This is a genomic window from Collinsella sp. SGI.180 (assembly GCF_050313455.1).
In the GTDB taxonomy this organism is placed as follows: domain Bacteria; phylum Actinomycetota; class Coriobacteriia; order Coriobacteriales; family Coriobacteriaceae; genus Collinsella.
On sequence record NZ_JBNPLL010000003.1, the window covers coordinates 100213 to 114682 of the forward strand.

At 60.8% G+C, this 14470-nt stretch carries 10 protein-coding genes; all 10 read right to left on the reverse strand.

Features of this window, described 5'->3' with window-relative positions:
- Window positions 1–14 precede the first annotated feature (14 nt).
- Entirely contained in the window at window positions 15–947 is a 933-nt protein-coding gene (locus ACQRAP_RS02250; RefSeq protein WP_427747922.1) for a DNA-processing protein DprA, read from the reverse strand.
- Window positions 947–2470: a YifB family Mg chelatase-like AAA ATPase gene (locus ACQRAP_RS02255; RefSeq protein ID WP_427747921.1), complete on the reverse strand. Its 1524-nt coding sequence runs from the start codon at window positions 2468–2470 to the stop codon at window positions 947–949. Before ACQRAP_RS02255 ends, ACQRAP_RS02250 begins: the two co-directional genes overlap by 1 nt.
- Window positions 2470–2955: a YraN family protein gene (locus ACQRAP_RS02260; RefSeq protein WP_154516246.1), complete on the reverse strand. Its 486-nt coding sequence runs from the start codon at window positions 2953–2955 to the stop codon at window positions 2470–2472. The genes ACQRAP_RS02255 and ACQRAP_RS02260 overlap by 1 nt, the downstream gene beginning before the upstream one ends.
- A gap of 188 nt (window positions 2956–3143) precedes the next feature.
- Complete coding sequence (locus ACQRAP_RS02265) at window positions 3144–3932, reverse strand: ribonuclease HII (RefSeq protein ID WP_427794787.1); 789 nt, start codon at window positions 3930–3932, stop codon at window positions 3144–3146.
- A 93-nt stretch (window positions 3933–4025) separates the two neighbouring features.
- Window positions 4026–4367 carry a 50S ribosomal protein L19 gene (gene rplS, locus ACQRAP_RS02270; RefSeq protein WP_117583231.1) on the reverse strand — a complete coding sequence of 114 codons (342 nt, stop codon included), beginning with the start codon at window positions 4365–4367 and terminating at the stop codon, window positions 4026–4028.
- A 148-nt stretch (window positions 4368–4515) separates the two neighbouring features.
- Window positions 4516–7275, reverse strand: coding sequence for a hypothetical protein (locus ACQRAP_RS02275; RefSeq protein ID WP_427794788.1), 2760 nt, complete (start codon window positions 7273–7275; stop codon window positions 4516–4518).
- Between the two features lie 172 nt (window positions 7276–7447).
- Window positions 7448–10198 (reverse strand): pyruvate, phosphate dikinase, encoded by a 2751-nt coding sequence (gene ppdK / locus ACQRAP_RS02280; RefSeq protein WP_427794789.1) that lies wholly within the window; start codon window positions 10196–10198, stop codon window positions 7448–7450.
- Window positions 10199–10539: 341 nt separating this feature from the next.
- Window positions 10540–11415, reverse strand: a complete 876-nt coding sequence (locus ACQRAP_RS02285) for a pyruvate, water dikinase regulatory protein (RefSeq protein ID WP_154516238.1) — start codon at window positions 11413–11415, stop codon at window positions 10540–10542.
- A 34-nt stretch (window positions 11416–11449) separates the two neighbouring features.
- Complete coding sequence (gene glyS, locus ACQRAP_RS02290; RefSeq protein WP_427747917.1) at window positions 11450–13546, reverse strand: glycine--tRNA ligase subunit beta; 2097 nt, start codon at window positions 13544–13546, stop codon at window positions 11450–11452.
- A 3-nt stretch (window positions 13547–13549) separates the two neighbouring features.
- Entirely contained in the window at window positions 13550–14461 is a 912-nt protein-coding gene (locus ACQRAP_RS02295) for a glycine--tRNA ligase subunit alpha (RefSeq protein WP_006236091.1), read from the reverse strand.
- Window positions 14462–14470 lie beyond the last annotated feature (9 nt).

Here is a 14470-nt window from a genome sequence, read left to right on the forward strand (position 1 = left end):
CTGCAAACACCTTTCTAATTGACACGCTTTCCATTGTGACCGAAGGGCGTCTGAGCGTGAAGCGCAAACTTTGAGGGCGCATACCTTCCATCCATCATGCGCTCGATGAGTCCCTCGAGCTCGAGTGAGCCCAGGAGTTTGAGCACGCCGACGGCATCGAGGGAGACGAGCGCGGCAATGTCATCGACCTTAAGCGGCGAGGCAATGAGCGCGTGCATCACGGCCTGCTGCGTGGGGTCCAGATCGGCGATACCGGGCGCATCGGGACGCGAATAGCGCAGGGTGCCGTATATTCGCGAGATGGCCATCTCAATAGACTCCTCGTCAACAATGCAGCATGCCCCGTTGGCGATGAGGTAGTTGGTCCCACGCGACTCTGGTGACAAAATGGAGCCCGGTACCGCGAGCAGTTCGCGCCCCAGGTCCATGGCGGCCTCCGCTGTCGAGAACGTGCCCGAGGGCATGCCGGCCTCCGACACGAACAGCGCCTGCGAAAGCGCGGCAATCACCCGGTTACGCCGCGGAAAGGCAAACTTGCGTGGCCCCATACCCCAAGGCGAGATGGACACGACCGCGCCGCCCGTATCGATCGTGCGCGCGATGAGCCCTGCACTCGAACGCGGGTAAACCACGTCGGCGCCCGTACCCAACACCACGACGTGCCTGCCACCAGCGTTGACCGCGGCCCAACCCGAGGCCTGGTCGCAGCCGACCGCACCGCCCGAGACCACCGTCACCCCCGCCTCGACCGCAACTTTCGCGGCCAGCTCTGCCACGGCAAGGCCGTACGGCGAGGCCTTGCGAGCGCCGATGATGGAGAGCGCGGGCGTCGACAGTGCGGCGGGATCGCCACGCACATAAAGCGTCTGGGGTACATCGGAGAGCTCCAAAACGGTAGCTGGATACAACGCATCACCGGGATGCAGCTCAAAAGTCTCCTCGGGCATTACTGGTCCCTCCTCCCCTGGTACATCGCCGCCTCGAGCACGTGGTCTTGGGTTACCCGCTCACTTTCGGCGACATCGGCAATCGTGCGCGCGATACGCACCAAGCGCACGATGCCGCGCCCTGTGAGATGTGTGCGCCTCGACAGGCCGAGCACGCACTTTTCCGCTGCCCCATCGAGCGCAAAGGTCGAAACGACGCCGTCGATGGAACGTGACTCATCGTCCTCGGCCTCGGCATCTGCATCGTCCATACGGGACTCGCGCCAGGCGCGAAATGCCCGACCCCGCACAACATAGTCACGTAGTTCAGCTGACGACATACCCTCGGCGCCCTCGATAATTACCTGCGGGTCGGGTCGGGTCACGTCAATCATAAGGTCAATACGATCGGCCAAGGGACCACGTAGCTTAGACCGATAGCGCTCAACCATCGAAGCCGAGCAGCGGCACGGTACCTCGCGATCGCCCAAAAAGCCGCAGGGACAGGGATTGCTCGCGGCAAGCAGCTGGAACCGCGAGGGAAACGTGAAAGTCCCATCGACGCGTACGATCTTGACGTAGCCGCGCTCGATGGGCTGGCGAAGCGTCTGCAGCACGCTGTTGGGAAACTCGGCAAGCTCGTCTAAAAAGAGCACGCCGCCGTGCGCTAGGCTAATCTCGCCCGGGTGCACCGGCCGACCGCCGCCAATAAGGCCCGCAGTCGAAATGCTGTGGTGGGGGCTACGGAACGGCCGGTGTCCCGCCAGCAAACCATCGATGTTCTCGCCCAAGACGGAATGGATGCACAGCGCCTCTTGCTGATCCTCGAGAGAAAGCTCGGGCAAGATGCCCGTCATGCGGCGTGCAAGCATGGTCTTGCCCGAACCCGGCGAGCCAATCATAAGCAGGCCGAGCTCCCCCGCCGCCGCGAGCGCAATGCCGCGCTTGGCAACCTCCTGCCCCAGCACATCGGCATAATCAAGTTCTGGTTCAAACGACGCCTCGACACCCTCGGAATCCAGATAATGCCGAGCCACCTGGCCCATACCGCGGGCGAGCTGAGACAGATGGTCGATAAAGCCACAGTCCACACCGGCAAGCGGTACATGTTGATCCGACCTTCCTGCGATAAAGGACAGACCCATATCACGCGCCAACAACTGAAACGCAACCTCGCCTTTTACGGGCAGCACGCTACCATCCAGCCCGAGCTCACCGGCAATAAGGCAATGGTCTAGATGGTCGCGGGGAATCTGCCCATCGGCCGCCAGTACCGCGATGGCAATCGGCAGGTCAAAACCACTGCCCGTTTTACGGATGTCGCCCGGAGCCAAGTTGACGGTAATGCCCGCTCGTGGAATCTCAAATCCCGCCGAGCGCATTGCGCAGCGTATGCGGCCACGCGACTCCATCACCTCCATACTTGGAATGCCAAGCATTTGGATACCCGGAATACCGCCGGCAAGCGAGACCTCGACCGTGACGGGAATCGCCTCGACGCCACGAATACATGCAGCGTGGACGGCAAAGGTGTCAAACGCCATCACGATACCTGCCAATCGAATGCGTTGTATTGATGCTCAATCTCCGCAATATGACCGCCGCGGATAGTAACGCCCACCGCGTCGAAGCGAATCGCCTTAAGGGGATAGTGATCCATAAGGTAACAACTCGCGATACGGCGGTAGCGACGCTGCTTTTGGGCGTCCACCGCCTCCTCGGGAAAGACCCGCGTGTTGCAATCTAGGGCGACGCGCCTTGTCTTGATCTCAGCCATCACCACGACATCATCAAGTTCATCAAGCAGTACCAGATCGGCCTCGCCCTCGGGACACCGGTAGCCCTGTTCCAAGAGGGCATAACCGCGCTCACGAAAGTAATCGATTGCAATAAGCTCGCCCAGCATGCCCAGTTCTCGAGGACTGAGGCCCTTAATGAACCCAGGCGTAATCGACGCGCAATCAATCTCCCCGCTCTCCCAAAGCTCTTTGAGCTGTTGCGTCTTGCTCTTTGCACTTGCGGCGCACATGGGGTCTCCTTTCCCGCGCACGATATTGACCCGATCATGGGGCCGCCTTTCTTGCGGGTAAGTACCAAAAGAAAACCAAAGTCCAACAAAAAACAAACAAAAAAGGGACCGCATGCAACAATTGCGTTGCATGCGGTCCCCACCAGCTGGTTTATAAAATCCCAGAAGTCCCTGTCTCCATATTTGCCTTAAAAAAGACGCTCCGTCTGCAAAAAATTTCCGCAGAAGCTCACACGATGCAACGGAGAAAGGCCATGTTTACGAATAGCCTCAATGTGCTCGGGGCTCGCATAGCCCTTTGACTCAGCAAGATGATATTCGGGATACTCGGCATCGTACTCGACCATCATCTCGTCACGCGCGACCTTGGCCAGAATGGAAGCAGCGGCGATGCAGGCGATTTTGGCATCTCCCTTGACCACATCGCGCTCGTTGGGGACGGCGCCCAAAGGGTTGCCGTCCATAAGCACGCAATCGGGCTCGAGCCCCGTATCGGCCACCGCACCCGCGACGGCAGCGCGGATGGCGCGGGCCATGCCCATCTCATCGATGTCCGCAGGCGCGATATGGCAAAAACCAATGGCCGTAGCCACCTCGGCAATCTGCACCGAGAGCAGCTCACGACGGGCAGGCGTGAGCTTTTTGGAATCGTTAATGCCCCAAACGCGCGGCTCCATGGGAAGGCAGACAGCGCAGACCGTCAACGGGCCGGCGACAGAGCCGCGCCCCACCTCGTCAACACCAACGACCACGCCATCGCCGCCGAGCTCATGCATAAGCTCGTACATGCCGTTGACGCGCTCGCGCTCGGAAAGTTCCTTGGCATGGCGCTTAAGTGCGCGTTCGCAAGCCTTGATCACCTGCTGGCGCGGATCCTCGCGATAGTGCTCCACGAGGGCGGGAATCTCCTCGAACGTGGCACTCGCCAGCTCGCCGGCAACCTGCGATGCCGAAATCGAGCTCGTCATATTGGCCATACCAGGCCCTCCTTGCATGGAAATCAGATAAAAAGAAGGGCCACCCGAAGGTGACCCTTGTGTCCAAACGAGTGGACCGACGCTGCGATCTTCTTAGCGCTTCTCGGGGATGCGAGCAGCCTTGCCCACCTTGTCGCGGAGGTAGTACAGCTTGGCGCGACGGACGCGACCATGACGGACGACCTCGAGCTTGGCGATCTTGGGGCTGTGAAGCGGGAAGGTACGCTCAACACCGACACCGAAGGAAATCTTGCGGACGGTGAAGGTCTCACGGGCACCGGCGCCGGCCATGCGGATAACGTCACCCTGGAAAACCTGGATACGCTCGCGGTCGCCTTCCTTAATGCGGTAGTGAACCTTGACGTTGTCGGCGACGCGAACCTGAGGAATGTCCTCGCGGATCTGCTGACGCTCGATTGCGCGGATGTAATCCATGTGCAATTCCTTACTCTTCTAGAGGTGCCGTACCACCTTGGCCGGCACGTAGTTGAACAAACGTATTCGAGTATACACGCCACGACCTTGGCTGCAAGAACTATTTTGCCCGTGCGCAAAAAGACAAAAACACGCACTCTTTCTGCACTTATGCGCCGTCCACAGCATCAGTCGTCGGCGTCGTCACGGTCGTTCCGGGCGCGATATAACCGTATTCGAGCAGCACCGAAAGCGCATGCTGCTTCCAGGTGGCAAGCTCTTCGTCATTATAGTTGTCATGAGCCCATTCATTCATCGCATCCTCGGCGGCTTGGGGCACCAGATCCTGGCTGTCTGCCATCAGGTACAGGATGCCTAAGATGTCGAAGTCCTGCTTGGTCATCTCTTCCTTGTTTGATGTGCCGATGAGGCCGTGATCGATGCCGTAGCGGCAGATATCGGTCAAAACGGTAACGAGGCCCGTAGGAATCGGCGAGGCATCTTTTGCGGCAGCGGGCGCGGTGTCGTCAGTCACTGCAGTGGCATCGTCGCTCGCCGGAGCAGGCTCGGCCGCGTTCGCATCGGAAGCCGCCTGCTCTCCCTGGGCAGGAGCCGCGCTATCCGTCGTTGCCGAAGAATCCCCCGAAGAAACGGACGTAACGCTCACCGGTGTCTCGACCACGGTCGTCATCGGGTCGACCGGTGCGGGTGCGGCGATGACCTCGGCCCAATCGGAATACACGCCGTCAATAAAGGCGCGAACATGGAAGGTGCCCGGTTGCGAGATGGTCATCGTGCCGTCCGTCGCGACCGAAATGCCCTTGCTCTCGAGCTCCTGGGCCTCCCAGCTGCAGACCCTATCGACTTCCTTGCCCGTCGTGTCATAGACCGTAGCCGTTAGGCCGTCGATGCCGTTGAGATTCTCCTCGACTCCGACGACGGTCTGTGCCGAGCCCTCGAGTTTGATGCTGCCGTTAAACGACTCGGGCGCCACGTCGCTTACCTTATATTTGTAGGCCGCGGCGTCGATCTCGTCATTGGTCGAAACATGCCCGTTAACGTCCACATAGGTGTCCTCGGGGATAAAGTACTTTACGTAGGCGGTGCCGGCCTTTTTACCCACCACGACTTGCTCGTGGGTGACAGGATCGGTCTGGATCTCGATGACGTCGGACTTGCATTTCTTGCCGTTTTTATCGACCACGCGCCAGTCGCCCGACGACTTCACAAAGCCGTAATAGTCAACATCGTCCTCGTCCCTTGCACGCACGCGATAGGAAGAGATGGGGTCTTCGTCTCCCACCGTAAGCCTTCGGGTCTTATCGGTCTGCAGCGATACGAGAATCTTGGAAATGGGCTTAATGGGCTGCGGCGTACCCAACTGCGTATCGACCGTCACCGACTCAAACGACAGATTGGAACCCGTAATGGACATGGGGTAGGTGGCTGCCATGTCGTTGAGCACATTGCACGTGCGCGGGGCGCCGCCGTTGCGCGAAGGCACCTCGCGATCGGCCAGGACAGAATTCCAATCGATGGCGCGCACCATGTGGTTGTTGGTGCGATGCGACCAGCTCGTAACGTTTCCGGCGGTGGTATCGTAGCCGTCGTCGCCACGATGGGCGATTGAGCGCAGGAACAGGTTCTGCACGGCGTCGGTCGACTGATCGCCAAAGGTGGTGTAGAACGAGCGCTGGTCATAACCGGCGGTATGGAACTCCTGCACGGCGGCGTTGTCGTCGTAGCACTCGCCGTTCATGTTAAAGATAATCACGTCGAACGTCACGCCCACCGGCTGGTCATAGTCCTCGGACAGCGTCGTGGTAGAACTCGTCTGCTTGCTATTGACCTGCGTGTGCGCAGGGATCGTCATATCGACGGTGACCGACTGATTGTCCGTTGTGGTGATCGACTGTTCCTCGGTCTTGCTCGCCTCCCACAACTGGGACATCGTGGTTTCGGCCGAAAACGAAGTCTCGATCTCCTCGCTCGCTGTTGCGGGCACGCCCAGCGACTCCTTGAGGCTCACCGATGCGCCCCACGAGCCGCCTTTGGAATACGATGAGGATTCAGAAGTGCTCGTGCCGACCGTCTCCTCGGTACCGCGGGCGAGCGTGATGCTCTGCGAGGCGTCCTCATAGCCGACGTTAAGTGCCGAGGTAACGAGCTCCTGCTCAGTCTTAGAATCGACAAAGGAATAGCCCGGCGCGTCCTCGGGCGCGCAGTTAAGCTTGTTCATGCTGTTGAGCTGCTGAACTCTAAAGTTATAGAACGCGATGCCAAAGCCATTGAAATCATACTGATAGGTGCCGCCGAGCTTGTCGACACAAGCAATGGTGGCATAGATGACGTCCTGCTCAGTCGTGTCTTTCGACAGTCCGTCGAGCGGCACGTTTTCACGGAAATCGGAGCCCGTCAGCTTGTGACCGATACAGCCGGCGATATCGTCGGTCAAGCGATCGTAGACAGCTTTGAGGCTTTTTGCCGATGTCAGACCACTCTGTTTCGATTTGTCGGCGCCGTCGGAATGCTCACCGTTGCCGCCCGAAAGCGCATCATACAGATAGATGTAGTGACCCTTACCGAAGTCCTTCTCAAAGCCCTTGCCGGCGTGGTCCCAGTACAAAAAGTCCCCGGAGTCGTCGCCTCCACCATAGCCAAGGATGTTATAGGCAAGCGATGCCCAGTTGGGCAACACCTTTTTGACGGCGGCCGTATAGAACGAGACGTTGTCGTACATCGAGGTACGGCCCTCGAGCTTGCCGTCATCGATATCTACAAACGTGCAGTCGCGATCATTGACCGTAATGGTGAGCGGGTTGACCACGTCGCCATAAAGCTTGTCGCGCGATTCATCCTGAAGGGCAAAACCGGCCGTCGGCATCCCGCAAAGCGCCGTGACCGCAACGACCACCCAGCACAGGGTCATCTGTGCTCCCCGACGCGCTCGTTGCAAATACCTGGTGAGGTTTTTCATCGCAGTCCTCCCGTCAGTTGCCAATGTATTGAACCAATAGAATCAATATAAAACGCCGCCGCGTCCACAGGGGGTGCGGCGGCGCGAAGGGGGGCGTAAGAGGCGCAAACGGAACGCGACTCAGTTAAGCGGAACGCTTGGCCTCGAGCTTGGCCTGGGCGGCAGCCAGTCGTGCGAGGGGTACGCGATAGGGCGAGCAGGACACGTAGTCCACATCGGCCACGTTGAACAGGCCCTTGATGGACTTGGGGTCGCCACCGTGCTCGCCGCACACGCCAAAGTGCATATCGGGGTTGGCGGCGCGACCCTTCTCGACGGCCATACGCACCAGCTCGAGCACCGCCGCGTCGATGGTCTCGAAGGGATTATCCTTCAGGATCTTCTTGTGCATATACAGCGGGATGAACTTGGCCTCGGCGTCGTCGCGCGAGAAGCCGAAGGTTGTCTGGGTGAGGTCGTTGGTGCCAAAGCAGAAGAAGTCGGCATGGTGGGCGATCTCGTCGGCGACCATGCAGGCGCGCGGCAGCTCGAGCATCGTGCCCACGGGAATATTGAGCTCGACGCCCTCCTCGGCGGATACCTCGGCGATCACGCGCTCGATGACCTCGCGGGTCTGGACATGCTCGGCTGTGATGGAAACGAGCGGGACCATAATCTCGGGGCGCGGGTCGACGCCCTCCTTGATAAGGCGGGCGGCAGCCGTGGCGACGGCGCGAACCTGCATGAGCGGCAGATCGCCAAAGACAACGGACAGGCGCACACCGCGCAAGCCGAGCATCGGGTTGGACTCAACCATGCCGTCGATTCGACGCAGGCGGGCACGCAGGGTGGCAAGCTCTTCCTCGCTGGCGCCGGCGGCTTCCTTCTTGGTGATGGCGACCTCGAGCTCGCGAGGATTATCCAGGAACTCATGCAGCGGCGGATCGAGCAGGCGAACGACCACATCGCGACCGGACATGGTCTTAAACATCGCCAGAAAGTCCTCGGTCTGAACCTTGAGCAGGTCGGCCAGGGCCTGCTGCTTCACGGCCTCGTCGTCGGACAGGATAAAACTCTGGATGATGTTCTTGCGGTCGCCCAGGAACATGTGCTCGGTGCGGCACAGGCCGATGGCCTCGGCGCCAAACTCGAGTGCGAGCGCGGCATCCTCGGGGTTGTCGGCGTTGACGCGCACGTGGTTGGCGTGACCGTCGGTCTCGTCCAGGCGAATCTCGTCTGCCCAGGACAGAATGGTGTCCAGGTCGCCGGTGAGCTCGGCGGAGACCAGATCGACGGCGCCATCGACGACGATACCCTGGGTGCCGTCGATGGAGATGATGTCGCCCTCGTGCAGCACACGATCGCTGCCCTCGATGCGCACGACCTTCTCGGCGGCGTCAATATGGAAGCGCTCAACGCCGCAGACACAGGGCGTACCCATACCGCGGGCGATAACGGCGGCATGGCTCGTCTTGCCGCCGTGGCTGGTAAGGATGCCCTCGGCAGCGACCATGCCCTTCAAGTCATCGGGGTTGGTCTCCCAGCGAACCAGAATGACCTTGTGGCCCTCGTTGGCGCGCGCGACGGCATCGTCGCTCGAGAACACGACCTCGCCCACGGCGGCGCCGGGGCTGGCGTTAAGGCCGCAGGCCAGGGCCTCGTACTTCTTGGAGGAGTCGAACTGCGGATGCAGAAGCTGGTCGAGCTGCGCGGGATCGATGCGACTCACGGCCTCCTCGCGGGTGATGAGGCCCTCCTCGACCATCTCGATAGCGATGCGCAGCGCGGCGGTAGCGGTGCGCTTGCCCACGCGGGTCTGAAGCATCCAAAGTTTACCCTGCTCGATGGTGAATTCGATATCGCACATATCGCGGTAATGATCCTCGAGCGTCAGGAAAACGCGCTCGAGCTCCTCACCAGCGGACTCGAGGCCCGGGGTGGTCTTGAGGTCGGCGATGGGCTCAGTGTTGCGGATGCCGGCGACGACGTCCTCACCCTGGGCGTTAACCAAAAAGTCACCGTAGAACTCCTTGGTGCCATCGGCCGGATTGCGCGTAAAGGCGACGCCGGTCGCAGAGGTCTCGCCTTTGTTGCCAAAAGCCATGGCCTGAACGTTGACGGCGGTACCGAGCTCGTCGGAAATGCCATGTTGTTTGCGGTAGATGCAGGCGCGCTCGTTCATCCAGCTGCCAAAGACGGCCTGGATGGCAAGGCGCAGCTGGAGCTCCGGATCGCGCGGGAAGACGGGCTTGCCGTCGACAACCTCGAGCTCGGGATACAGGGCAGCCTCGACGTTCTCGGAGAAGATGCCCTTGAAGGTCTCGACGAGCTCCTGCAGGTCCTCGGCCGAAAGCTCGGAATCGACGCGAACGCCGGCGACCAAGCGAGCCTGGGTCAGGGCGTTCTCAAACAAGTCGGCATCGACACCCATAACGACGTTGGAGAACATCTGGATAAAGCGGCGGTAGCTATCCCAGGCAAAACGCGGGTTTTGCGTCTGGGCAATGAGGCCCAGAACGGAGTCGTCGTTAAGGCCCAAGTTGAGGACCGTGTCCATCATGCCGGGCATGGAGAACGGAGCACCCGAGCGAACCGACACGAGCAGCGGGTCGGATGCGTCACCAAGCTTCTTGCCGCAGCGGGCCTCGAGATCGGCCTCGGCGGCAACGATCTCATCGAGTGCGCCTTCGGGCCACACGTTGCCGGCGCCGGAGTACTCGACACAGGTTTGGCAGGTAATGGTAAAGCCACCGGGAACCGGCAGGCCGATGCGGCTCATCTCGGCAAGATTTGCACCCTTGCCGCCAAGCACGAAGTTCATGGACTTGTTGCCCTCAGTGACACAGGTGCCCTGGGCGTCGGTTCCAAAACGGTAAACCCTCTTGCAATCGCTCACGATACTCCCCTTCCATGCGCTGTCGCGCACGACCGTGTTAACGAATCGACCCACCGGATGCGAGCCGTGAGGGTACTATACGGCGGGTATTGGAAGTGCTTGCGTAGAGGGTGCGAGGTTTGGTAAACGTGGTAAAACTGACGGTAAACGGTAGATAAAGGTGGTTACCTTATGAAGATACCAGTGTACGAGACTTGCAGGTTAACTAAAAGAACTTTGCTAAATCGCTTTACCATAAGTAGCTAATTTGGGACGGGGCTTTTTTAGCTACCCCGTCGGCAATCGGCCAAAAAGCTCGCGGCCTCAGCCGGGGTAGCTAAAAAAGCCCCGTCCCAAATTAGCTACTTTTGTTGGGCTCGGCGAGCGGCACGACGGGCTCGAGCTTCTTGGATTTCCTCCAAATGACCGATGATCTCGGATGCACTCTCCTCAATCGCCTTACCGTCGGTACGCACCACAAAGCAGCCTAGGCGCTTCATGAGGGCACGGGCTTCCTCAAGCTCGCTGCGCACACTCTCGGGCTCGGCATAGGAGCCGGCGACGGCGCGGGCGTAGTCATCGCCCAAGCGGCTGTCGCGAATCTCAGAAATTACGTCAACGGTCGAAATCAGGCCGAACAGGCGCATCGGGTCGACCTCGTAAATCGACTTCGGCGGCTCCATGCCGTGCGCCAGCGGAACGTTTGCGACCTTGTAACCCTGATAGGCCAAATACATCGACAGCGGCGTTTTGGACGTACGCGACACGCCCAGCAGCACGATATCGGCCCCCGAAAGGTCGTCGCAACCGCGCCCGTCATCGTGCTCAACGAAATACTCCATAGCCTCAATGCGGTGGAAATAGCGGTCATCCGTTTTGTGAATAACGCCCGCAACGCCCTTGGGCGGCACACCGATGAGCGACGACAGCACGGCAAGGGTCGGACCGATCAGGTCGACAGAGCGAATATGCAGCATACCCAGGTAATCGAGCACGCGGGCGCGAAGCGCCGGATCGACGATAGTGTGGAACACGGCGATATCACGATGGTCCGCATCGACGCGCGGGCCCACAAACGACTTGACCTGCTCCACCGAGTTCACTTTGGGCAAGCGCAAGAGACGAAAAGCCCCTTCATCAAATTGCCCGGACGCCGCAAGCACCACCTCACAAGCGGTATCACCGAGCGAGTCGGAGATAACGATAACGGTGGGACGTGCGGTGACCGGGCAATCCATGCGGGGCTCCTTTTGCGCTTATGCGCAGGCTGGCTTACTTTTTGCGGGCAAGCTCACCGATGTTGGCGATGCCAGAGAAAACGGCCTCGAAGCGGTTGAGCAGCTTAAGGCGATTATCGCGGAGCTGCTCGTCCTTGTCCATGACCATAACCTCGTCGAAGAAGCGGTCGATGGGGGCACGCAGGGCGGCAAGGGCGGCAAATGCGGCCGGGTAATCCTCGGCAGCAAGGGCGCCATCGACAGCGGTCTGAGCAGCCTCGGAGGCATCGGCGAGCGCGAGCTCGGCCTCACCCATCAGGCTGCGATCGTACTCCATACCCAGCTTGGGCTTGGAGATGTGCGCGGCGCGGGCATAGGCAGTAGCCAGGTTGTCGAAGGTCTCGGCATCGTTCTTACGAGCCTCGTCGAGCGCGGCGCAGCGGGCGAAGAAGACGGACGGAGCGATGATGTGCACCGCGGAGACGGCGGCGACGGTATCCGCCGGAATCTTCTCGTCGCGGGCCATGCTCACCAGACGGCCGTGGAAGAAGTCACGGACCTGCTGGGCGACCTCGGCGGCGTCGAACTCGATGCCCTGCTCGCTATAGAGCTCAAGGGCAAAGTCGATGAGCGTCGTGGGGTCGATCGGCAGACGATCGCGCAGGATGTTGATAATGCCGATAGCGGCGCGACGCAGCGCGTAGGGGTCGGAAGAGCCGGTCGGGGGCTCACCGATGGCAAAGATACCGGCAATGGTATCGAGCTTGTCGGCACAGGCCACGATGCAGCCAGCGGTGCCCTCGGGCAGCTCATCGCCGGCAAAGCGGGGACGATAGTGATCGCGAATGGCGTGGGCGACCTCGTCGTTCTCCCCCATCGCAGTCGCGTAATAGCCACCCATCACGCCCTGCTGGCTCGTAAACTCGACGACGGCGTTGGAAACCAGGTCGGCCTTGCACAGGTGCGCGGCACGAGCGGCATCGGCAGCGAGGTGGGCGCCCAGATGGGCCTCGCGGGCAATAGCGAGCGCGAGCTGCTCAATGCGCTCGGACTTGGCGAGCACGCTGCCGAGCTTCTCCTGGAAGGCAACCTTGGCCAGACGCTCACGGAACTCGTCGAGGGAGATCTTCAGGTCCTCCTCGTAGAAGAACTTGGCATCGTCCAGACGGGCGCGCACGACGCGCTCGTTGCCGTCGATCACACGATCGGCATTCTCGGGCTTGCTGTTGGAGACGACCACGAACTCACGCGTGAGCTTGCCCTCGCCGTCATAGATCGGGAAGTAGCGCTGGTTGGTGAGCATGGACTCGCAGATGATCTCGTGCGGGACCTTGAGGAACTCCTCGTCGAAGGTACCGACGAGCACCGTCGGCCACTCGCAGAGGTTAATGACCTCCTCGAAAACCTTCTTGGGCGTGTCGACATGGCAGCCAGGGCGAGCGGCCTCGACCTCGGCAATACCGGCAAGGATGGCCTCACGACGACGCTCGGCAGAGAGCACGCCGGCGTCCTCGAGCACCTGCTCGTAGACGGCGGGGCTGGCGACAACATGGTCACCGGCGCCCAGCACGCGATGTCCGCGCGTGGTGTTGCCGCTCGTCACATCGGCAAACGTCACGGGCACAACGTCCTCGCCCAGAAGGCAGCAGATCCAACGGACTGGACGCACAAACGTGGCGTGCTCGTGGCCCCAGCGCTGGCTGCGGTAGTTGGGCCACTGCAGGCCTGCGATCGTCTTCTCGCACAGGGCCGTCAGGATAGGGGTAGCCGGCACGGAGGGAATGTTCTTCTCGGCGAATACGTACTCGCGACCGTCGGTATCCTCACGACGGATCAGGTCCTCGGCAGCCACACCGCACTTGCGGGCGAAGCCCTGGGCGGCCTTGGTGGCGTTGCCGTCGGCATCGAAGGCAATGTTTGCCGCAGGGCCGCGCTTGACCTCGTGGACCTCATCGGTAGCGGTGGCGACGTTGGTCACGAGCGCAGCCAGACGACGCGGGCTCGAGATCACGCGGACCTCGCCATGGGCCAGACCGGCCTCGTCGAGGCCCTTGGCGATCATATCGCCAAGCTGCTTGACGGCATTGTTCAGCGGTGCGGAGGGCATTTCCTCCGTACCGATCTCAAACAGGAAATCCTTAGCGTCTGCCATGGCTTACGCCACCTCGCCTTCCTGGTCGGCATTCTCGTTAACTCCGGCGACCTCGGCCATATAGGCCTCGCAGCACGCCTTGGCGACGGCGCGGACGCGCAGGATGTAGTTGGCGCGCTCGACTGCGGACAGGGCGCCGCGGGCATCGAGCAGGTTGAAGGCATGGCTGCACTTCATGACGCAGTCGTATGCGGGCAGCGGCAGCTTGCGCTCCAGACAGGAGTGGCACTCGGCCTCGTAGTCGTCAAACTTCTGACGCATCATCTCGACGTTAGCGACCTCAAAATTGTAGGCGCTAAACTCGCGCTCGTTCTCCAGGAACACGTCACCGTAGGTCATGGGCGTGCCGTCGGGCAAATAGCTCCACACCAGGTCATAGACGGAGTTGACACCCTGGGCGTACATTGCGATGCGCTCCAGGCCGTAGGTGATCTCGACGGGCACGGGGTCGACCTCGATGCCGCCCACCTGCTGGAAGTACGTAAACTGCGTGACCTCCATGCCGTTGAGCCAGACCTCCCAGCCAAGGCCCCAGGCGCCGAGCGTCGGGCTCTCCCAGTCGTCCTCGACAAAACGAACGTCATGGTCGTTGGGGTCCAGGCCAATGGCGGCAAGAGACCCCAGGTAAAGCTCCTGGGCGTTGACCGGAGAAGGCTTGATGAGCACCTGGAACTGATAGTAGTGCTGCATGCGGTTGGGGTTCTCGCCGTAGCGGCCGTCGGCGGGACGGCGGCAGGGCTGCGCATAGCAGGTGCGCCACTCGGCAGGACCGAGCGAGCGCAGCGTGGTCGCGGTATGGAAGGTACCGGCACCGACCTCGGAGTCATAGGGCTGCATAATGACGCAGCCCTGCTCGCCCCAGTACTGCTGGAGGCGCAGGATGATGTCTTGGAAGGAAAGCGATGAAGCGTTCATGCCTCTAAT

Bases quoted from the DNA above. Each gene is read 5' to 3' on its own strand.
- ACQRAP_RS02250 (WP_427747922.1), bottom strand. From the start codon at position 947: ATGCCCGAGGAGACTTTTGAGCTGCATCCCGGTGATGCGTTGTATCCA.
- ACQRAP_RS02255 (WP_427747921.1), bottom strand. From the start codon at position 2,470: ATGGCGTTTGACACCTTTGCCGTCCACGCTGCATGTATTCGTGGCGTC.
- ACQRAP_RS02260 (WP_154516246.1), bottom strand. From the start codon at position 2,955: ATGTGCGCCGCAAGTGCAAAGAGCAAGACGCAACAGCTCAAAGAGCTT.
- ACQRAP_RS02265 (WP_427794787.1), bottom strand. From the start codon at position 3,932: ATGGCCAATATGACGAGCTCGATTTCGGCATCGCAGGTTGCCGGCGAG.
- rplS (WP_117583231.1), bottom strand. From the start codon at position 4,367: ATGGATTACATCCGCGCAATCGAGCGTCAGCAGATCCGCGAGGACATT.
- ACQRAP_RS02275 (WP_427794788.1), bottom strand. From the start codon at position 7,275: ATGACCCTGTGCTGGGTGGTCGTTGCGGTCACGGCGCTTTGCGGGATG.
- ACQRAP_RS02285 (WP_154516238.1), bottom strand. From the start codon at position 11,415: ATGGATTGCCCGGTCACCGCACGTCCCACCGTTATCGTTATCTCCGAC.
- glyS (WP_427747917.1), bottom strand. From the start codon at position 13,546: ATGGCAGACGCTAAGGATTTCCTGTTTGAGATCGGTACGGAGGAAATG.
- ACQRAP_RS02295 (WP_006236091.1), bottom strand. From the start codon at position 14,461: ATGAACGCTTCATCGCTTTCCTTCCAAGACATCATCCTGCGCCTCCAG.